This window comes from Curtobacterium sp. Curtsp57 (genome assembly GCF_047324335.1).
Taxonomy (GTDB): domain Bacteria; phylum Actinomycetota; class Actinomycetes; order Actinomycetales; family Microbacteriaceae; genus Curtobacterium.
In genome coordinates, this window is record NZ_CP168511.1 from 2,141,828 (window position 1) to 2,161,487 (window position 19,660).

20 protein-coding genes are annotated in these 19,660 nt (G+C 71.9%); 7 read left to right on the plus strand and 13 right to left on the minus strand.

The annotated features are described in order from the left end of the window. The first annotated feature begins 3 nt into the window (after positions 1-3). Complete coding sequence (locus ACEN9V_RS09995) at positions 4-1,629, plus strand: dipeptide ABC transporter ATP-binding protein (protein WP_413603051.1); 1,626 nt, start codon at positions 4-6, stop codon at positions 1,627-1,629. Between the two features lie 37 nt (positions 1,630-1,666). Beyond that, positions 1,667-2,374 (plus strand): GntR family transcriptional regulator, encoded by a 708-nt coding sequence (locus ACEN9V_RS10000; RefSeq protein WP_413600174.1) that lies wholly within the window; start codon positions 1,667-1,669, stop codon positions 2,372-2,374. 72 nt (positions 2,375-2,446) lie between these two features. Here ACEN9V_RS10000 and ACEN9V_RS10005 read toward each other — a convergent pair whose 3' ends face one another. From ACEN9V_RS10005 to ACEN9V_RS10015, 3 genes are all read right to left on the minus strand, one after another. Then, on the minus strand, positions 2,447-3,163 hold the full coding sequence (locus tag ACEN9V_RS10005) for an NYN domain-containing protein (protein ID WP_413600175.1): 717 nt from the start codon (positions 3,161-3,163) through the stop codon (positions 2,447-2,449). Between the two features lie 80 nt (positions 3,164-3,243). Further along, positions 3,244-4,404, minus strand: a complete 1,161-nt coding sequence (locus tag ACEN9V_RS10010; RefSeq protein ID WP_413600176.1) for a peptidoglycan DD-metalloendopeptidase family protein — start codon at positions 4,402-4,404, stop codon at positions 3,244-3,246. 212 nt (positions 4,405-4,616) lie between these two features. Continuing rightward, positions 4,617-5,372, minus strand: coding sequence for an AraC family transcriptional regulator (locus tag ACEN9V_RS10015; RefSeq protein ID WP_413600177.1), 756 nt, complete (start codon positions 5,370-5,372; stop codon positions 4,617-4,619). Positions 5,373-5,450: 78 nt separating this feature from the next. Between ACEN9V_RS10015 and ACEN9V_RS10020 the strand changes: the two genes are divergently transcribed. Beyond that, the gene (locus ACEN9V_RS10020; RefSeq protein ID WP_413600178.1) at positions 5,451-6,290 is read left to right on the plus strand and encodes a TSUP family transporter; all 840 of its coding nucleotides are present in this window, start codon (positions 5,451-5,453) and stop codon (positions 6,288-6,290) included. Here ACEN9V_RS10020 and ACEN9V_RS10025 read toward each other — a convergent pair. Next, entirely contained in the window at positions 6,242-6,865 is a 624-nt protein-coding gene (locus tag ACEN9V_RS10025) for a DUF805 domain-containing protein (RefSeq protein WP_413600179.1), read from the minus strand. The two genes, ACEN9V_RS10020 and ACEN9V_RS10025, sit on opposite strands and share 49 nt — an antisense overlap. Before the next feature lie 119 nt (positions 6,866-6,984). On the opposite strand from ACEN9V_RS10025, the gene ACEN9V_RS10030 reads away from it, so the two are divergent. Then, positions 6,985-7,425 (plus strand): OsmC family peroxiredoxin, encoded by a 441-nt coding sequence (locus ACEN9V_RS10030; RefSeq protein WP_413600180.1) that lies wholly within the window; start codon positions 6,985-6,987, stop codon positions 7,423-7,425. 80 nt (positions 7,426-7,505) lie between these two features. Here the strand turns inward: ACEN9V_RS10030 and ACEN9V_RS10035 are convergent, their stop codons facing one another. Beyond that, entirely contained in the window at positions 7,506-8,210 is a 705-nt protein-coding gene (locus tag ACEN9V_RS10035) for a hypothetical protein (RefSeq protein ID WP_413600181.1), read from the minus strand. Between the two features lie 70 nt (positions 8,211-8,280). Between ACEN9V_RS10035 and ACEN9V_RS10040 the strand changes: the two genes are divergently transcribed. Next, positions 8,281-9,789 carry a threonine/serine ThrE exporter family protein gene (locus tag ACEN9V_RS10040; RefSeq protein ID WP_281266602.1) on the plus strand — a complete coding sequence of 503 codons (1,509 nt, stop codon included), beginning with the start codon at positions 8,281-8,283 and terminating at the stop codon, positions 9,787-9,789. Between the two features lie 18 nt (positions 9,790-9,807). Here ACEN9V_RS10040 and ACEN9V_RS10045 read toward each other — a convergent pair whose 3' ends face one another. Continuing rightward, on the minus strand, positions 9,808-10,482 hold the full coding sequence (locus ACEN9V_RS10045; protein WP_413600182.1) for a TetR/AcrR family transcriptional regulator: 675 nt from the start codon (positions 10,480-10,482) through the stop codon (positions 9,808-9,810). Positions 10,483-10,648: 166 nt separating this feature from the next. Here ACEN9V_RS10045 and ACEN9V_RS10050 point away from each other — a divergent pair, with 166 nt between their 5' ends. Then, positions 10,649-10,972 carry a hypothetical protein gene (locus tag ACEN9V_RS10050; RefSeq protein ID WP_413600183.1) on the plus strand — a complete coding sequence of 108 codons (324 nt, stop codon included), beginning with the start codon at positions 10,649-10,651 and terminating at the stop codon, positions 10,970-10,972. A gap of 151 nt (positions 10,973-11,123) precedes the next feature. On the opposite strand, the gene ACEN9V_RS10055 is transcribed toward ACEN9V_RS10050, so the two are convergent. The 5 genes from ACEN9V_RS10055 to ACEN9V_RS10075 all read right to left on the minus strand — a co-directional run bounded on the left by ACEN9V_RS10055 (position 11,124) and on the right by ACEN9V_RS10075 (position 16,409). Beyond that, entirely contained in the window at positions 11,124-12,035 is a 912-nt protein-coding gene (locus tag ACEN9V_RS10055) for an SDR family oxidoreductase (RefSeq protein ID WP_413600184.1), read from the minus strand. A 122-nt stretch (positions 12,036-12,157) separates the two neighbouring features. After that, positions 12,158-13,090 carry a PfkB family carbohydrate kinase gene (locus ACEN9V_RS10060; RefSeq protein WP_413600185.1) on the minus strand — a complete coding sequence of 311 codons (933 nt, stop codon included), beginning with the start codon at positions 13,088-13,090 and terminating at the stop codon, positions 12,158-12,160. Next, the gene (locus tag ACEN9V_RS10065; protein WP_413600186.1) at positions 13,090-14,577 is read right to left on the minus strand and encodes a purine-cytosine permease family protein; all 1,488 of its coding nucleotides are present in this window, start codon (positions 14,575-14,577) and stop codon (positions 13,090-13,092) included. Before ACEN9V_RS10065 ends, ACEN9V_RS10060 begins: the two co-directional genes overlap by 1 nt. 75 nt (positions 14,578-14,652) lie before the next feature. Continuing rightward, positions 14,653-15,699, minus strand: a complete 1,047-nt coding sequence (locus ACEN9V_RS10070) for an ADP-ribosylglycohydrolase family protein (protein ID WP_413600187.1) — start codon at positions 15,697-15,699, stop codon at positions 14,653-14,655. Continuing rightward, positions 15,696-16,409, minus strand: a complete 714-nt coding sequence (locus tag ACEN9V_RS10075; protein ID WP_402727837.1) for a GntR family transcriptional regulator — start codon at positions 16,407-16,409, stop codon at positions 15,696-15,698. The genes ACEN9V_RS10070 and ACEN9V_RS10075 overlap by 4 nt, the downstream gene beginning before the upstream one ends. 122 nt (positions 16,410-16,531) lie before the next feature. Between ACEN9V_RS10075 and ACEN9V_RS10080 the strand changes: the two genes are divergently transcribed. Beyond that, positions 16,532-17,245, plus strand: a complete 714-nt coding sequence (locus ACEN9V_RS10080) for a hypothetical protein (protein WP_413600188.1) — start codon at positions 16,532-16,534, stop codon at positions 17,243-17,245. A gap of 13 nt (positions 17,246-17,258) precedes the next feature. Here ACEN9V_RS10080 and ACEN9V_RS10085 read toward each other — a convergent pair whose 3' ends face one another. Then, the gene (locus tag ACEN9V_RS10085; RefSeq protein WP_413600189.1) at positions 17,259-18,041 is read right to left on the minus strand and encodes an endonuclease/exonuclease/phosphatase family protein; all 783 of its coding nucleotides are present in this window, start codon (positions 18,039-18,041) and stop codon (positions 17,259-17,261) included. Positions 18,042-18,051: 10 nt separating this feature from the next. Beyond that, complete coding sequence (locus ACEN9V_RS10090; RefSeq protein ID WP_413600190.1) at positions 18,052-19,572, minus strand: LCP family protein; 1,521 nt, start codon at positions 19,570-19,572, stop codon at positions 18,052-18,054. Between the last annotated feature and the right edge of the window lie 88 nt (positions 19,573-19,660).

Consider the following 19,660-nt stretch of genomic DNA (forward strand, 5'->3'; position numbering starts at 1 on the left):
ACGATGCCCACCGGAGCCGACCCGAGCCTCCCGTCCGCCCCTTTGCTGACCATCCGCGACCTGCGCGTCGCATTCGGCGGCACCGAGGTGCTGCACGGCGTCGACCTCGACGTCCGTCGCGGGGAGCGCGTCGCGATCGTCGGCCAGTCCGGATCCGGTAAGTCGACGTTGATCGCCGCAGTGCTCAGGCTGTTGCCCGGAGCCGGACGGATCACGGGCGGATCGATCCGCCTCGGCGACCTCGACGTCTCCGGCGCGGACGAGGCCACCATGCGCCCTGTCCGCGGCGGACGCATCGGACTCGTGCCGCAGGACCCGTCGACCAACCTCAACCCAGCGATGAAGGTCGGCGCGCAGATCGCCGACTCGCTCCGCGCCGGGGGGCTCCGCGGCCGCGCGGCGGTCCGGCAGCGCGTCGTGGAGCTCATGACCGAGGCCGGGATCCCGGAAGCCGCGCGACGGGCGGACCAGTACCCGCACGAGTTCTCCGGCGGCATGCGGCAGCGCATCCTCATCGCCATCGCGCTCGCCCGCCAGCCGGAACTGCTCATCGCCGACGAGCCGACCAGCGCGCTCGACGTGACCGTGCAGCGGCAGATCCTCGACCACCTGCAGACGCTGGTGGACCAGCACGGCACCACGCTGCTCTTCGTGACGCACGACCTCGGGGTCGCGGCGGACCGGACCGATCGCGTCGTCGTGATGCTCGACGGTGCGATCGTCGAGCAGGGCGCGCCGGAGGACATCCTCCGGAGCCCGCAGCACGAGTACACGAAGCGGCTCATCGCGGCGGCACCCGCGCTGACGGGCGTCGCCCCGGAGCCGGTGGCTGCCGGTGAACCGATCCTCGTCGTGTCGGAGCTGGTGAAGGAGTACAAGCTCCGCGGGCGCGGCGCCGGCACCCTCCGAGCGTCCGACGGCGTCTCGTTCACCGTCCGACGCGGCACCACCACCGCGGTCGTCGGGGAGTCCGGGTCGGGCAAGACGACGGTCGCCAGGATCGTCCTGGGGCTCGAGACGCCGACGTCGGGCAGCGCGCTCGTCGACGGGCTCTCGATCGGGACCGCCCGGGGTGCCGAACGGCGGAGTGTCCGACGGCGGGTGCAGCCGGTGTTCCAGGACCCGTACGGTTCCCTCGACCCGACGTCGACGATCGAACGGATCATCGACGAGCCCCTGCGCGTGTTCGGGATCGGTGACCGAGCGTCCCGCACCGAGCGGGTCGCGACGCTGCTCGACCAGGTCGCCCTCCCACGCACGGTCGCGCAGCTCCGTCCGAACGAGTTGTCCGGCGGGCAGCGGCAGCGCGTCGCGATCGCCCGCGCGCTCGCCCTCGAGCCGGAGCTGCTCATCCTCGACGAGGCGGTCTCCGCGCTCGACGTCCTCGTCCAGGAGCAGATCCTGGCACTGCTCGACGACCTGCAGGACCGCCTGGGCCTGAGCTACCTGTTCATCACGCACGACCTCGGGGTGGTCAGGCGGATCGCGGACGACGTCGTGGTGATGCGCCGCGGGAAGGTCGTGGAGCACGGTTCGGTCGCGCAGGTGTTCGACGCCCCCGCTGAGCAGTACACGCGGGACCTGCTCGACGCGATCCCCGGCAGGGCGCTGGCGGAGCACGCCGCGTGACGCCCTCGCCGTGGGCGGTCGTCCGCGTGAGACGATCATGATCGTGCTGAACGGTGCCGGCGTCCTCGACGCGATCCGCCGCGACATCGTCGCCGGCGCGCTCCTGCCCGGGACCCGGGTGACGGAGGCGTTCCTCGCGGAGCGGTACGGCGTCTCCCGGGTCCCGGTGCGGGAGGCGTTGCGCGGCCTCGAGGGCGAGGGCTTCGTCGTGTCGCAGCCGAACGTGGGCTCCAGGATCGCGGCGATCCCGTTCGACGAGGCCGACGACCTGTTCGCCGTGCGGGAGTCGCTCGAGATCGCCACCGCCAGGCGTGCGGCCACCCGGGCGCGCACGCTCTTCGACGGTGACGCCCCGCCCGAGGACTGGTGGCGGATCCGGCGCGAGCTCGGCGCGATCCTGGACGCAGGTGACGACGCGGTCGAGCGGGACGAACTCGACCTGCTCGTCGACCTCAATGACCGCTTCCACTTCCTGGTCGCCGAACTCTCCGGCAGCGCGACGCTCGCGACGCTGCTCCGGCAGTTGTCCCGGAAGATCGAGTGGTTGTACGCGACGGACACGTTCTCCCGTGGCAAGCGACTGTGGCCCGAGCACCGACGCATCCTCGCGGCGATCGACGCCGGCGACGTGGATGCGGCGGCGGAGCGGATGGGGTGGCACGTCCGCGAGAGCCGGATCGGGTACGCGGCGCGTTCGTCGCCCGACCACGCCGAGGCCCTGCGGTCTGCAGGCCCCGCGATCTGAATGTGATACTGCAGTTGCGGGCGGCGACCAGTCGGGTTACGCTCGACACGCAACCCGGGGTGCCGCAAACGGCTAACCGGCGCGGGGCCCTGTTCTACAGAACGGGGCCCCTGCTTCTCTCCAGGCCTTCGGGCGCGAGAACCCGCCGAGCTCGTCCACGATCCGGTCGGGGAACTGACTGTCACGCAGATTCCCTTCCCGAACGACACGGATCTCATCCGGTTCGAGCCGGAGCAGCTCCCGCGCCGCCGCCCCCGCCGGAACGATGAGTCCGACCTGTCGACGGGCCCGTGATCGCACGAGCCGCAGTGCCTCCGCGAAGTCGGAGTCGTTCGAGAGCAGGAAGTACGCGTCGACCAGGTCGTGCATCGCATCGCACACCATGTGCGACGCGAGACTCACATCCGTCCCCTTCTCCTCGATCTTCCGCACGCGGACCCGCCTCGGCTCCCCGGCGGCGTCGCGCTCGAGCGGAGACAGCGCCATCCAGCGCTTGTCCGCACGGAACGTCCCGAAGTGCAGTGAGACGGACGGCAGGGTGGCGAGTGCTCGGAGGTACGCCTCCTGGTTCTGCGGCCCGCTCGGGTTCCTTCCCTCGACGTGGCGCACCCTCGCCGTGAAGTAGCGGATCTGGCCGACGTCGTAGGTCGGCAGGAGATGGCTGCAGAGCAGTTCGAGGTCGAGCCACTTGAGGTCGCCGCGACCATGGAGGGCACGGCGGAAGAAGTTGAAGCCGTCGACGTACACGGCGGCCGTCGGCTTCCCGGCAGTGGAGGTCAGGGTGGGCATGCGCCGATGATCGGCGATCCGGGGCGCGGGCGCCGAACATGTTGCATGTCCGGCGCCCGGGGCGCGTCGGGCGTCGCCCGTCAGCGGAAGGAGAGGATCGTCAGCGGGTCCTTCAACGTCCCGTTCACCCGCGTCTCCACGTGCACGTGCGGCCCCGTCGACTGCCCGGTGTTGCCCGACTTCGCGATCTCCGTCCCCGGCGACACGAGCTGGCCCTTCGAGACCTCGATCGCGGAGAGGTGCGCGGTGAGCACGGTCGTCAGGCCGTACTTCACGACGACGTAGTTGCCGAACGTCTTGTCGTTCGCCACGGTGCTCGTCACCGATCCAGCACCCGAGGCGTACACCGGCGTGCCCGTCTTCACTCCGGCGTCCGTGCCCTGGTGGTAGCGCGGGGTGTGTCCGGCCCCGCGGTCGTCACCGTAGCGGCCGGTGATGCTCCGGCTCGCGACCGGCCACAGCAGTCCCGTGACCTTCTGCGTCGACCAGGCACGGGTGTCGCTCTTGCCGTAGAACACCACGTTCGCGTCGAGCTGCACGATCAAGGAGCCCGCGCCGGCGCGGCTGGTGCTCGATGCCCAGAGGACCCGCTTGTCCGGCGCGTAGACCACGATGTTCCCGTCGGCCTGCACCGCAGCCCACGCACCCGGGTTCCGGTTGGTGTGCGTCGACCAGGTCGCCCGGCCGTTGACGTACTGCACGAGGTTGCCGTCGGCCTGCATCGTGAAGGTGCGGCTCTTGCTCGCATCCGAGCGGAGGACGGTGCCGGGCATGATGTTCGTCCCGGAGCGCACCGTGTTCTGGAAGGACTCGATCCCCCAGAGCACGCGGACCGCGGTGTCCACGGAGTGGATCGATCCGTCCGACTCGAGGATGAGGCCGAGCCCGCGGTTGGCACCCGATCCCCACTGCTTGAACGCCTTGCCGCCGGATCGCAGCGTCAGCACGCCGTTCGTCCCGTAGACCGCGGTCGCGCCGGGCTTGTCCGTCGTGTTCGAGGCGTACAGCACGACGTTCCCGATGCCGTACTCGACGAGGTTCCCGTCCCCCTGCATGACGAGGCGGAACTGCCCGTTGTCCGAGGTGAGCTGGTCACCGGCGACCATGGTGGTCCCGGCGGGCAGGACGCCCTTGTAGGTGGTGGCTGCGTGGGCGGGAGCGGCGAGCACGACCGAGCCGAGCACGGTGACGAGCACGGCGGTGGTGATCGCGGCGAGCCGCGCGGTGAGTGAGCTCTGCAAGTGGTGGATCCCCTGGTTCGGCGGCTCGCTCTCATCGAGCCGTGCGGCGACTCGGCTCCCGAGTCGTTCGGCGGCCCGCCCTGTACAGGCCGCCGAACGATGGTCACCGAGGGGTGCCCGAGCGACACAGCCCCAGTCGTGGGGGCTGTACGCCCGAGCGAACCTGTGCAGACGCCGATCAGAGCGGCCCGCGAGCGGCGTTCGCCGAGCCCTCAGCGGAACCGCGTCGGCGGCACCCCGAACGCCCGGGTGAACGCCGCGGTGAACGCGGCAGGGGTCGCGTAGCCGAGCCGGCCCGCGACGTCCGTCACGGACGCCGTGCGGAGCGACGGGAGGCTCGCCAGCAGTCGCGCACGCACCCGCCAGACCGCAGGCCCCACCCCCGTGGCCGCCCGGAACCGCCGATCGAGCGTCCGGCCGCTTACGGAGGCCCTGCTCGCCCAGTCCGCGTTCGTCACGTGCACGTCGGGGTCGGCGAGGTACGCGCGGCACAGGTCGCGGAGGACGCCCTCCGCCGGCAGTCTGATGGACAGCGGGACGGGCGCCACGCGCTGGAGTTCGTGCAGCGCGAGGTCGAGCACCGCGCCGTCACGTCCGTGGACGTCGAGGTCGAGCGGCAGGTCGAACGCCGCGCGGAGCAGTTCACGCAGGAGCGGCCCGACCTCGACGACCGTGCACGAGGTCGGCCACCACGGCACCGCGTCCGGTTCGATGTAGAGGCTCCACGTGGTGACGTCGAGCATCCTGACCTCGTGCTCGACTCCCGGAGGGATCAGCACGGCACGGTCGGTCGGCACCGTCCACGAGCCCTCGTCCGTCTCGACGAGCATCGTCCCGATGGCCCCGTAGAGCACCTGGGCACGCCGGTGCGCGTGCCGGGCGAGCAGGAAGTCGGGCGGGTACTCGGTCCCGATGGGCAGGACGTCGAGCGGCAGGTGGTCGTGGTCCTCGACCCGGACGTTGCGCACCCCCGCAAGGCTAACCCTCGAAGGTCTGCGGCGGAACATCGATTGCTCGCCGCCACGGTCGGCGCTGGACTGGATGCCATGACGTTCTTCGTGCTGGTGCTCATCGGGGTCCTCGTCGGGCTGACGACCGTGTTGTTCGGCTTCGGCGGCGGATTCGTGACGGTCCCGATCATCACGGTCGCCGATGCCGCACTCGGAGGCGATGCGGTCCGCGTGGCGACGGCGACCTCGGCGCTCGTGATGCTCGTGAACGCAGCGGTGGCGACGGCGTCCACGAAGCGCGTCGTCCTCCGGGGACTCCGCGGACGCACCGGACTCTTCGCGCTGCTCGTCGTCGGCGGTGCGGTCGGCGCCGCAGCCGCTCGGTTCGCGCCTGACGCGCTGCTCCGGTGGGGCTTCGTCGCCTACGTCGGGGCCACCGTCGTCGACTTGCTCGTCCGCCCCGGGTTCTTCCGACGAGAGCTGGGCCCCGGCTCCCGACGCGAGCCGACCATCGGGTCGCGCCCGACGGCCGTGGTGTCCGGCAGCACGCCGGGCGGAAGCGGCATGCGCACGGTGCTCGGCCTCCCGGTCGGCGCGGTCGCGGCGTTCCTGGGTGTCGGTGGCAGCGTCATGACCGTCCCGGTGATGCGCCGGCACGGTGCGTCCATGCCGGTGGCGACCGCCCTGGCGAACCCGCTGACGCTCGCGATCGCCGCGCCGGCGGTCCTCGTCACCCTGCTCGTGCACGGGCGCATGCCGGATGCGACAGGGCTGGTCGGCACCGTCGACGTCCCGGCCGCGGTCGCGCTGCTGCTGGGCGCGATGCCCGTGATCGTGCTGCTCCGCCGACGTCCCCCGCGCATCCCCGAGGCGGTGCACGCATGGGGCTACGTCGTGCTGCTCGGTGCCGCCGGCGTCGCCGTCGCCGTGTCCTGAGGCTCGGGCGGTAAGCTGGCGCTCGGCTTGTACGCGTCCCACATCGTGCGGTCGAACCGCACGCCCGCCGCACGCGGCCGACGCACGACCATGACGGTCACGACCAACCACCCGAGCGGCCCGGTGAGTGCGAGCAGCAGCACCCAGAGCCCGGTGTGGTCCCGGTCGTGCAGCCGCCGGACCAGCAGGGTCCAGCGCGGGACCGCCGTCGCCGCGACCCACAGGAGCAGCACCACGTCCCACGGGTTCGGCGGGACGTCCGCGCCGTCGCCGTACCCCCACCACCACGTCGGGCTGCCGAACAGGTGGAAGTGCACGGCCGGCGTCGGCACGATCCCGAACGGGTCCGCGTACGAGTCCCACCGCCACGGCGTCCCGGACCACACCGGGATCCCCACCGCGAGGACCACGACGACCAGCTCGAACCCCATCGGCCAGAAGAACTCGGACCGGCTCGCCCGACCGGAGAACCGCCAGCCCTGTGTCCAGAACCGGACCCAGGCCTCGAGCGGGCCGGCGTCGCGCAGCGGCCCCTGCCGGAGCGCGCGCGAGCGGAACGACGATCGATCCCCCATGCGTTCGACCCTACCGACCTGCGTCTTCGCCGGGAACCCCTTGCGAGAACGTGCGTTCTCCGATTGACTCGGCACCGCGGCTCCCGCTCGGGACCGCACCCCACACGAAAGGAGCGGCCATGCCCACGCGCACCGCACGCACCGCCTGGAACGGCGGCCTCCAGGACGGCTCCGGCCAGGTCGAACTCTCCAGCTCGAAGGTCGGCACGTACGACGTCTCGTTCCCGAAGCGCGCCGCCGAGGACGCCGACGGCACGACCAGCCCCGAGGAACTCATCGCCGCGGCGCACTCCGCCTGCTACGCGATGCAGTTCTCCGCCGTGCTCGGCGAGGCCGGCGGCACCGTCGAGGCCCTCGACGTCAAGGCCGACGTCTCGCTCGGCCCGGACTCGGCCGGCGGGTTCAAGCTCACCGGCATCGCCCTCACCGTGAGCGGCGAGGTGTCCGGCATCGACGAGGCGACCTTCCTCAAGGCGGCAGAGGACGCCAAGGCGACCTGCCCCGTCAGCAAGGCGCTCACCGGAGTCGACATCACCCTGAACGCGACGTTCGAGCAGTAGTCGGCACCACCTGACGGACTGGAGGCTCGTGGCGATCCCGCCACGAGCCTCCAGTCCGTCTCCTGGTCACCCTCGGAGCGTCACCGCGCGTCGGCGACGCGGAGCCGGGCATCGGCTGCGGCGAGCCCGGCGCGCATGCGCTCGGCCTCGCCGTCCGGCCAGCCGCCCGAGCTCGCGAGCGGCAGCTCCGTCATGTACCGGCGACGCTCCTCGGGGAACGCGCGGACGACGCGATCGGGGTCGTCGAGCACGGTGCGGTACAGGTTCGGCCCGTCGGCGTAGTAGAGGTCGGTGACCACCAGCCGGCCATCGGCGCCGCGCATCACGTTCGCCGGGTTGTCGTCGAGCGGGCCCCACCACGGCTGCTCGTCCGCTCCCTGCGCGTGCACGCTCCGGATGTGCCGGACGAGTGTCGCGACCTCGGGATCCCCGGCTGCGAGCGATCGGTGGAACGCCGCGGCCTCGGGTTCCGCGACGGGCTCCAGTGCCTCCATCAGCGTGAGGTCACCGCCGCCGTCCAGGACCCGGTGCCCGAACAGCACCGGGACCTGCCCGGTGTCCGACGCCACCCGGTAGAGCGCTGCCGAGTACGGAGCCGCGGGGTCGAACGGGCTGATCCGCGCAACGGACCGGCCGTCGGGAGCGCGGAGGGCCCATGCCCAGTCACCGGTGCCGCAGTCTGTCCAGCCGGTGGCTCGGAGGGCCCGATCGGCGTCGTGGTGCGTGGCATCAGCGGGCAGCGCATCGAAGACCGTCGGCCAGGGATCTCCGTCGGTGGTCGCCATGGACAGCACGGTAGTCGTGGCGTTCAGCGGACGTCCGGACTCGGGTGGACGTGGCAGGCACAATGGACCGATGGCCGAACCGCTCCTCCCCGGCGCGCGGCCCGGTCGTCCGCACCGCCCGCGGGCCCGCAGCGTCGCCCAGCACGACCTCCGCGACATCCGTGCCCGCCTCCGCGGCACGATCTACGAGCACGTCGAGCCGGACACCCGGTCCCGGCGCGAGCAGTACTCCGCGCAGCAGATCGTCGACTTCTGTCTCGACCTCGCCGAGGTGATGCTGGCCTCGGGCGCCGACACCCGCAGCGTCGAGATCGCCCTGGTGGCCGTCGCGACCAAGTGGAACCTCGCACCCCTCGAACTCGACTTCACGGGCAGCTCGGTCACGATCCAGTACGCACCGTCGGACGCGCCGATGCTCGTCAAGATGCGGACGATCCGCTCGGACGGCTCCGACCTGAACCGGCTCGCCTGGGCGAACCAGATCGTCGACGACGTCATCCACGACGAGCGGGACATGTCGTCGGCGGTGAGCGCGCTCGTCGCCGTGCTGCGGATGCCCTCCCGGTGGCCGATGTGGACCGCCGACGTCGGCCTGTCCATCCTGGGCACGTCGATCGCGATGCAGGCCGGCGGGGGCTGGCGCGCGGGCATCGGGGCGTTCGTGCTCATGCTCGGCATCATCGTCTCCGGGCGCTGGCTGACGGGCAGGGGCTACCCCCAGTTCTTCGTCTCCGGTGCGCAGGGGGCGGTGGCGTCCGTGATCGGCACCCTGGCGATCGGCATCGGGATCCTGCACCCGGCCGGCGCCGCGACGATGGTGGCGGCCCTGGTGGTGCTGCTCCTGCCCCACGTGTCGCTCGTCACATGGGCGCAGGACGCGATCTCCGGTTTCCGGGCGATGGCCGTCGCCCGCGCGTTCTACATCGGGCTGGTCATCGCGGCGATCGTGGTCGGGGTCCCGGCGGGCATCGCGCTGACGAAGTGGCTCCACCTCGAGGTCGACCCGTCCGGCATCGTCACCCAGGCCCTCCCGCTGTGGGCCTCGCTCGCGCTGACGGTCGTGTCGGCGGGTGCGAACTGCTTCGTGCAGCAGGCCAGCGCCCGGGTGATCCCGGTCGCGGTGGTGTTCTCGGTCGCGGCGGCTGCCTCGCTGTGGGGGCTGCGCCAGCTCGGGCTCCCGCTGCTCGGCGCGACGTTCATCGCAGCCGTGCTCCTCGGCGTCCTGTCCACGTACGCCGCCGTCCGGATGCGCACCGCGGTCGCGGCGATCGCGGTCCCGGCGTTCTGCGGCGCGCTCCTGCCAGGTGTCGCGGTGTCGAACGCGCTCCTGAACTTCATGTCGGGGTCGTCGAGCGCCGCGCTCGACTTCGTGGCCGCGGTCTCGGTCGCACTCGGGATCGGCGCAGGGCTCGTGCTCGGCGGCCTGTTCGCGACCCCGGGGGCCCGGCGTGCGCTCCGGCGGACCCGGCGCGTGGTGGTGCACTCGGTGCACAACGACACGACGGCGATCCCGGTGTTGCGCGACACGGGCTACGACCCGGGCAACGGCTCGGTCCCCCGCGGTTCCCGCACGCGGTGACCCGGTGACCGCGGCGGGCTAGATGTCCCAGCCGCCGTCCGACCACGTGGACAGCCGGCGCTGCGCCTGCGGCTCGTAGCGTTCCATCCAGCCGCGCTCCATCCGCGCGACCGCACGGTCGAACGCGGGCACCAGGTCGAGGTCGCTGCGCAGCAGGGCCTGCAGCTGGAGCCCCTCGTAGAGCGCGATGAGCTGCTCGGCGCCGCGGCGCGGGTCCATCGTGTGCGGGGCACGGCCGACGGCGACGTCGTGCTCCAGCCCGCGCCGGATCTGCGAGGAGAAGAGTTGGTAGCGCGAGCGGAGGTACGTCGACATCGGGTGCGCCGGGTTGCCCGCGACGGACAGCAGCGCGACGAGGAGCCGCATCAGGGCGGGGTCCTCGGCGTTCGAGGCGACGATCGCACGGAGCAGCTCGACCGTGCTGCCGTCACCGACCTCGCGCGTGACCTCGTCCATGCGGCCGCCGTTCCAGCGGTCGAGTGCGGCGAGCACGAGACCGTCCCACGACGGGAAGTGTTGACGGAGCTCGGCGACGCTGATGTCCAGGCGCTCGGCGACGGCCTCGGGACGGGCCTCGTGGAACGGGACGTCGCGGAGCAGGTCCACGGTCGCGCCGACGATGGTGATCCGCAGGTGCAGGGTCGCTGCTGCGGCTGCAGCTGCCTGGGTGTCCGCGCTGGTGTCCTCGAGCATCGTGCCCTCCGTCTGCGGACGTCCTGTCCGCACGTCAATCCAAACGGATTCCGGGGTGCGACAGAATCCCCGTTCCGGGGGTCGGCATGATGGGGGACAGAATGTCCAGGTGCTGGCGGTCACGGACTCCTGGCGGGTTCCCGGCGAGCTGTGTGACGATGCCGGGATGACCCCGAACGACCCCACCGCACAGGGCTTGGCGACCATGGCCTCCGCAGGCTTCGAGTTCGGCGGCGACGTCGATCAGGTCGCCCACGACGTCCGGGCGATGTGGGAGCAGGTCGGTCGGCCGGACGGCGCGTTCGAGGCGGCGGCTCAGGCGATCGCGGTGCTGCCGCAGCGTCCGGAGGTGCCCGTGGCCGACCAGGCCCGTCGTCGCAGGCTCGAGCGGGCGTTCGGCATCAACCCGGTCGAGGTCGAGCTCGCGGCTGCGCTGTCCGCGCGCGAGCTCCTCGAGCGCATGGCGAGGTCCTGCGGCGTCGCGAGCTGACCGGCCGGCAACTCGCCGGCTCGCCGCAGCTCGCCGCAGCTCGCCGCAGTTCGGCGCACAACCGAAAGCACCCCGCGCCACGCGAACACGTGGTGCGGGGTGCTTCTGGTTGTGCGAGCGGCGGGCTCCGGCCCGGCCGAACGCGGGCGCGCTACGGCGTCGGCATGCCGCCGTCGACGTGCAGCGTCTCGCCGACCACGTAGGACGACTCCCCGCTCGCGAGGAACACGTACGCAGGCGCGAGCTCGGCGGGCTGCCCCCAGCGGCCGAGGTACGTCTGCTCACCCGCGGTCGGCAGGGCCTCAGGCGGCTGCCCACCTGCGGGCTGCAGCGGCGTCCAGATCGGACCCGGCGCGACCGCGTTCACGCGGATGCCCTTGGGCGCGAGCTGCGCCGCGAGGCCCTTCGCCAGGTTGTTCACGGTCGACTTGGTCGCCGCGTAGTGCACCAGGTGCGGCGACGGCGCGTAGGCCTGGATCGAGGTCGTGTTGATGATCGTCGACCCCGGCTGCAGGTGCGGCACGGCGGCCTTGGTGATCCGGAACGTGGCGTAGACGTTCGTCTTGAAGGTCTCGTCGAACTCCTCGTCCGAGATGTCCTCGATCGAGGACACGTTCTGCTGCTTGCCGGCGTTGTTCACGAGGATGTCGAGCCCACCGAGCTCCTGCACGGCGGTCGCGACGAGCTCCTCGCAGAACGCGAGCGACGTGATGTCACCCGGGATCGCGACGGCCTTGCGGCCGGCTGCCTCGATGAGCGAGACGATCCGGTCGGCGTCCTCCTGCTCCTCCGGCAGGTAGCCGATCGCGACATCGGCACCCTCGCGGGCGTAGGCGATCGCGACCGCCGCGCCGATCCCGGAGTCGCCGCCGGTGACGAGCGCCTTCCGGCCCTGCAGGCGCCCGGAGCCGCGGTACGTCTCCTCGCCGTGGTCGGCCGGGACGTTCTTCGCCATCTCCTCGTCGGTGCCAGCACCCTCGAGGTACTGCTCGTCGGGACGCTTGTCGGCGTAGAGCTTCGTCGGGTCCTGCATCGTGTACTGGTCGATCTGCTGGTCCGTCATGCCGTCGACGGTACGCAGGCCGCCGTCAGGACCGCTCCAGGAGGCTGTCCCCCGATGCGCGCAGCGGCCAGACCGGCTGGTGCTCGCCGGACGGGAGGCCCGGTGCGGCCCCGGCGGTCGGCCTACGCCGGGTGGGCGGCGAGGAACGCGTCGGTCTCGGCCCGGGTGGGCGCGGTCGCGGGACCGAGGCGCGAGACGGCGATCGCCGCCGCGGCGTTGGCACGCCGCACGGCGTCGAGGAGCGGCTCACCACGGGACAGCGCCGCGACCAGGACGCCACCGTGGGCGTCGCCGGCTCCGTTCGTGTCCACGGCTGCGACCGTGAACCCCGGCACCAGGACGGGCCCGTCCGGGAGCGAATCGTCCGCGATCCAGCAGCCGGCCCCGCCGTCACGCACCAACACCGCGCCCCGCGCGACCGCGGCCATGGCGGTGACCGCCTGCCGGAGGTCGGCCGATCCCGGGGACATGAGCCGGGCCTCCCGGGCGTTCGTGGACAGGACGTCGGTACGCGCCGTCACGGGCGCGACCACCTGCGGGTCCAGCGTCGCGACGAGTGGCGACGGGTCGAACACGACCCGTACCGATGCCGGGATCGTCGTGATCCAGGACGCGATCGCACGCCCGTTCACCGGGTGGGCGAGCCCGTACCCGGACACGAACAGGGTGTCGTCGTCCCGGAGCTCGACGCGGTCCAGCTCGGCGGTCCCGAGACGTCCCTCCGCGCCGACGCTCGTGACGAAGGTGCGCTCGGTCGAGGCGTCCACCAGCGCGACGCAGTACCCGCTGTCCTGGTCGGGAACCCCGGGCTGCAGGACCTCGACGTCGGCGGCGGCGAGCGCGGCGCGGACCACGTCGCCGAACGGGCCGGTGCCGTACTGCCCGGCGAACACGACCTCGAGGCCGTCACGCCGAGCGGCGACCATCGTGTTCAGGCCGCCACCGGCGGTGATGTCCGACGACGACGCGATCACGTCGCCACCGGGCTCCGGCAGCTCCCCGACGCGCATCACGATGTCGACGATGACGTTGCCGACGGAGACGAGCCGCGGCATCAGGCGTGCTCCGTCACGTGCATCGGCGCGGACTCGTCGACCGGCTCGTGGAGCACGCCCTTCGGGCCGCCCGTGAGCACGTACACGGCTGCGGCGACGAAGAAGGTGACGATCCAGCCGAGTCCGTTGGCGCCGATCCAGGTGCTCGAGAACGCGCCGACGAAGACCGGGTCCGCGTCGCCGACCTGCACGCTCGTGAACAGGAAGCCGACGACGATCGCGACGGCCCACGCGATGACGGCGCGCCACGCGATGCCGCCCGAGTACCAGTACCGACCGCCGGCGCGGAGGTCGAGCAGGGCCACCGGGTCGTACCAGGTGCGGCGCAGGATGTCGGCGATGAAGACACCGAGCCAGGCGGTGATCGGCACGGCGAGCACCGAGATGAAGGTGATGAACGGCGCGTAGAAGCCGTCAGCGACGAGCATGAAGTACATCGCGCCGAGGAACGTGACCACGACGTCGACGGTGACCGCCCAGACCCGGGGCACCTTGATGCCGAGCGTGAGCGTCGTGAGGCTCGCCGAGTACACGGACAGGTGGTTCGAGAGGAGCAGCCCGCCGAACGCGGCGATGAGGTACGGCACCGCCATCCAGCCGGGCAGCAGGTCACGGATCGCGGCGACGGGGTCGCCCGCCTGCGCCAGCGTCGGGTCGCCGGCGGAGACCAGCGCGCCCAGGCCGACCAGCACGACGAGCGGGATGCCGGCGCCGGCTGCGCTCGCGCTGACCAGCTTGGCGGCGCGGACGCTCGTCTTCGAGTAGCGGGCGATGTCCGCACCGGCGGTCGCCCACCCGATGCCGGTGCCGGCGGCGATGGTCCCGATGCCGATCACCATCGCGGCGACGGGGCCGGCGGGGGCGCTGCCGACGACGTGCCAGTCGACGCGGACGACCAGGAACACGGCGACGAAGACGTTCAGCGCCCCGAAGACCCATGTGGCCCACTTCTGCACGGCGACGATGAAGGCGTGTCCAAGGCCGGAGATGAGCACGGTCGCGACGACGAAGACCAGGATCGCGACGATCGTCAGGATCGGGTTGTGCTTGGCGTCCCCGTCCGTGCCGAAGAGGATCGTGAACAGCGACAGCAGCACGAAGGCCGCGGTCGTGGTGTTCACCGTCTCCCAGCCCAGGCGGGACAGCAGCGAGACGAACGTCGGGCCGATGTTGCCGCGGACGCCGAAGACCGCGCGGCTCAGGGTCAGGCCGGGTGCGCCACCACGGCGCCCGGCGATCGAGATCACACCGACCACGGCGAACGACCCAGCGGCGCCGATCACGGCGACGAGGAGCGCCTGCCAGATGTTCAGGTGCTGGAACGCCACCAGGGTCGCGCCGAGGGGCAGACCGAGGATGGAGATGTTGGCGGCGAACCACACCCAGAACAGCGCGCCGGCGTTCCCGGTGCGCTCGGCGGCGGGCACCGGTTCGATGCCGCGCTGCTCGATGCTGGTGAGGGTTCCCGAGCTCGGGGTGTCTGCCATGGTTCCTCTTACGTCGTCGGAAGGGCTTGGGGTGGGACCGGGCGGTGGCTCGTGGGGGATGCCACCGACCGGGGGCTAGGAGGTGCTGCTCGCGGTGCGGGCGGGGTCCACGCGCTCCACGCGGCTCGCGCGGAGCTGCAGCAGGGGGGTCACGACGTCGGCGAAGCGGATGTCGTTCACGGACTCGACCTGGTCGACGGTCTCCGGCGACCACGCGCCGGCACCGTGCACGGCGCCGAGCACCGCGCCGGCCATCGCGGCGATCGTGTCGGTGTCGCCACCGATGCTCGCGGCGGTGCAGAGTGTCTCCCACGGGTCGAGGTCGAGCGACACGAGGGCGAGCGCGGCGACGACGGACTCCTGACTGGCGACGCTCGTGCCGATCACGCCGTCGATGGCGACGATCCGGTCGGACGACGGCACGGTCGGGAGCCACTCCCGCGCCCAAGCGGTCTTGTCGGCGATCGACGCCCCGGCGATCCAGTGGCCCCGTCGCTCCCCGATCCGGGCGGCGGCGACCGCGACGTCCAGCGCCTCGGCACGCGACGCTCCGTCGATGCCGGCACTGACGGCAGCGGCGATCGCGGCCGCGCCGCCGATGCCGAGCCCGGTGTCGTGCGTGACGCGGGAGGCGTCCTGCACGGCGTCGACGAGCGCGCCGAGGTCCTCAGCGGTCGTGGTGATGCCGACCGGCGTGATCCGCATCGCAGCACCGTTGGTGGTGCCCGTGGAGCCGGCTTCGGACGCGGGGACACCGTCGAGGATGCGCTGCACCGCGGTCTTCGTGCTCGGGCCGAGCAGGTCGAGGGACCCCTTCGCCGCCATCCCGCGCTCCCAGTCGATGAGCGCCTCGGCGAACCGGGTCGGGTCGAGCCGGCCGCCGCCCTCGACGAGCAGCCGTGCGACGAGCACGGCCTGCTCGGTGTCGTCGGTGATGCTCGCGGCGGGCATGCCGTGCGCGATGCGCTGCCGGGGGCCGGCGTCGACGAACCCGGTGATGCGTCCGTGGTCCTCGCGGATCTCCCCGAGGGACATCGACTGCGTCGGCATGCCGAGGGCGTCACCGATCGCGAGGCCCCGGAAGGCGGCGAGCGCGTGGTCGGCGGTGGTCGTGCGGGTCATCGGGGGTCTCCTTGTCCGAAGCGCATGTGGATGCGGAAGCGCTCGGGGTCGAGCAGGCTGTCGACGGCCTCGACGAAGGCACCGCCCGCGGTGCGGGAGACCCGACGGCTGTGCAGGAAGGGGGTACCGGGGGTGCGGTCGAGCACCGCGGCCTCGGCGTCGTCGAGCGGGCGGACGTCGATCCACTGCTCCGCTCGCGCCGGGACGAGGCCGGCCGCCTCGATCGTCGCGCTCAACGACCCGTCCACGAGTCCGTCCTCGACCGCACGGTCGAGCCGGCCGATGCGCGGCACGACGCTGCGCTCGTAGGAGACGTGCGGCCCGTCGACAACGGAGCGCACCCGGTCCACGGCAACGAAGGCCGGTTCGGCGTCGACCAGGCTCGCGAGTTCGGCGTCCTCGATGCGTTCGATCCGCAGCGTGGACGCCCGGACCTCGGTGCCGCTCCCGGCGATGGACCGTGCCCACCCGGCACGCGGGTCGAGCGCAGCACCGTCGAAGGTGACGACCGAACCGATGCCGCCGTGGGTGGCGATGTACTCGTCGTCGGCGAGGTCGGCGAGCGCTGCACGGACGGTGCCGCGGCTGACCGCGAAGCGCTCGGCAAGGTCGTGCTCCCCCGGGAGTCGCTCGCCGGAGACGTACCGGCCCGTCGCGATCGCGTCGCGGAGGGCGTCGGCGACGAGGCGTCGCTTCGATGAGACGGGCATGACGGCGATGGTACATGTACAAGACCTGTCCAGTCCATCAGAAGGTCACGGTCCGGTTTCGGCCAGGCCCCGATTCGGTAACACACGTCGTGCAACGAGGCCGTCGGCCCTACCGTCGAATGGTGACCGCACGGACCCTGCTCGCGACCGGCGCCGTCGTGCTCGCCCTCGTGGCCGGCACCACGAGCGTCGATCTGGCGACCGGTGCGGCCACCGGCGGCCGTGCCGCAGCGGCGGAGGTGACTCCAGCGACCACGTCATCCCCGGTCTCGAACGCCAAGCTGAAGCGGGTCGACGGACTCGAGCTGGGCGCCGAGTCCATCACGCTCCGCCGTGGGGACCGCACCGTCGCCGTCGCGTCGATGCGGAACGGCTCCGCGACCGTCGAGCTCTTCGACCGCCTGTTCGGCACCCCGTCCCGCACCCTCACCGCCGAGGGTGACGGGGGACGATGCCTGCCGGCGGGGACGACCTACACGTGGGGTGGGTCGCTCCGCGTCGCCGCTCTGTCCGAGCCGTCCGACCTCGGCAACTCGCTCGAGGTCCGCGTGCTCCGCGACGAGGTCCGTTCGCGCACGGGCGGCATCGTCGAGCTGAGCGGACCGGACGGCGTCCAGGTCGGCGACGACGTGTCGGACCTGATCGACGACGCCCCGAAGCGCGACCGCGAGTCCCTGGGGTCCGGGGACTCCGAAGCCTGGCAGCTGCTCCTCGCCGAGGGATGGGCTTCCGACCATCCGGGCGCGGGGACGAACGGCGTCTCGGCGCTGACAGACGGCACCACCGTGACCGTGATCGGGTCGCCGATGCCGGTCAACGCGACGAGGAGCTGCTGACCCACCCGCAGGGTCACATCCGGATCGTCGCGACCACCGGGAAGTGGTCACTCGCGAACCAGGTCTCCGGACCATCGTGGTCGATCACGACGCGGTCCACCCCGGCCACGTCCTTCGTCAGCACCCAGTCGATCCGATCCCCCGACTCCACCGGTGGCAGCCAGTCGTTGAACGTCGCGGTGCGGTCGTCCAGGTCCCCCGCGACCGTCCACGCGTCGGCGTACCCACCGTCGGCGAAGACGCGCGACGCCGTTCCCGCGCCGGCCGGTTCGTTGCAGTCCCCCGCGACGACGACGGGGCCGTCCACACCCGCGAGCCGCTCGACGATGAGCGCCGCACTCTTGCCGCGGACCTCGTCCCCGTGCTCGTTCGCCTCGTGGTCCAGGTGCGTGGTCAGCAGGGTGAACGCTGGCCCGTCGACGTCCAGGAAGCGGACGTGGTTCGCGATGCGCGGGAACAGGCTGCCCCACGTGTTCGACACCGGCTCGTCCGGGGTGTCCGACAGCCAGAACGATCCGTCCTCGATCGGGCGGAGGCGGTCGTGTCGGAAGAAGACCGCGGCGTGCTCCCCCGCGCTGCCGCCCTCGCGCCCCTGTCCGACGGCCGTGTAGCCGCCGAGCCCCTGCCGGAGGTCGTCCATCTGGTGGTCGAAGGCCTCTTGCACGCACAGGACGTCCGGGTCGTGGCGCCGCACGATGTCGAGCAGGACGGGGAGCCTGGCCGGCCAGTCGTGCGCCGGATCCGGGTTCTTGATGTTGTAGGTCATCAGGGTGATCGGACGCGATGCGTTGTCCACACCCTCGAACCTAGTAGATGCAAGCGTCCGCCGAGCCGTAGTTGTGCACGGCGGTGGACGTCGGGCTCGGCTCGGACGACGATCCCGAGTCCGACGAGCCGGAGTCCGACGACGCCTGGTCCGAGGGGGACGCCGCGTCCGACGGCGCCGCCGGGTCGGCCGGCTGCTCGGCCGCGACCGCCGTCTTGCCGTCCGTGCCGAGGACGAGCGTCACGCCCTGCACCGAGGAGGTCTGCACGGCGACCGCGCCGGGGACCGCGGCGGCGACGGCCTTGGCCTGCGCTTCCATGCCAGCGGGGTACTGCACCATCGTCGTCGCGGTGGTGTCCGACGATCCCGGTGCGCCGACCTGGAACGACCGCCCGGCGAGCACCGTGGCGGCGGCACCTGCCGCGCCCGTCACGCCGCTGCCGTTGAGCACGGTCACCGCGACGCTCGCCGGGTCGGCCGCCGTGGCCTTCGTGTACGCCTCCGGCTGTCCGACGAGGCTCTGGACGAACGCGGGCATGCCTGCGGTGTCGACCTCCACGATCGACAGGGCGGAGCCGCCGACGTAGATCGTGGGGGTGCCGAGGATCGGGATCGTCGCCGACTTGATGTTCGCCGGCCGCAGGTTCCGCAGCTGGGTGGCGAGCGAGAGCATGTCGAGCCCCTGGTCGGTCTCGATGGACCCACCGATGGCGTCGATGACGTTCGTCGTCTTCACGGGGTTGAGCAGGGTGCCCGCCGAAAGGATCTTCCGCGCTTCCTGCGACAGGAAGTACTGCTGACGGACCTGGCGGTCGAGGTCACCGTTCGGCAGTCCGTGCCGCTGCCGCACGAACGACAGCGCCTGCTTGGCGTCGAGCTCGGACGTGCCTGCCGGCAGGTCGACGCCCGAGTAGCTGTCCTTGGCCGGCTCCTTGAGGCAGACCGAGACCGGTCCCAGTTGCTTGACGATCTCGTAGAACCCGAGCAGGGAGACGCGCACGTAGTGGTCGATCGTCAGCCCGCTGAGCCCCTCGATCGTCTTGATGAGCAGCTGTGCGCCGCCGGCGGGCCCACCGCCGTTGAGGGTGCCGTAGTAGAAGGCGCTGTTGAGCTTGCCCTTGCCGACGCCGGGGATCGCGACGTAGGAGTCGCGCGGGAACGAGATCATCGTCGCGTCCTTGCCGTCCGCGGAGATGTGCAACACGATCATCGTGTCGGTGTTCGTCGCACCGCCGTCCGACTCGGTGCTCAGTTCCGCCATCTGCTCGGGTGTGGCGTTGTCCGGCCGGTGGTCGTCCCCGACCAGCAGGATGTTCATCGCCTTGCCGTCGACGTCGTCCTTCTTGTCCGTCGAACCGGTGATCGCGTCGACCTTGGTGACGCTGGATGCCAGGCGGTTGTACGCGTACGCCGCGTAGCCGCCGCCGAGCAGCAGGGCCATGGTGAGCACGCCGGCGACGGCGGGCAGCACCACGCCGAAACCGCGTTTCTGGCGGCCGTGCCGGGGCGGCACGGCGCCGCGTCCGCGGCGCACAGTCGTCTCATCGGGTTGCGAACTCACGTGAGCACGATAGCGGCGGACCGTGAGCCGAGCATGAAACCGCCCTGCAAAACGGCCTGGAGGCCCGTGGCACGCCCGCCACGGACCT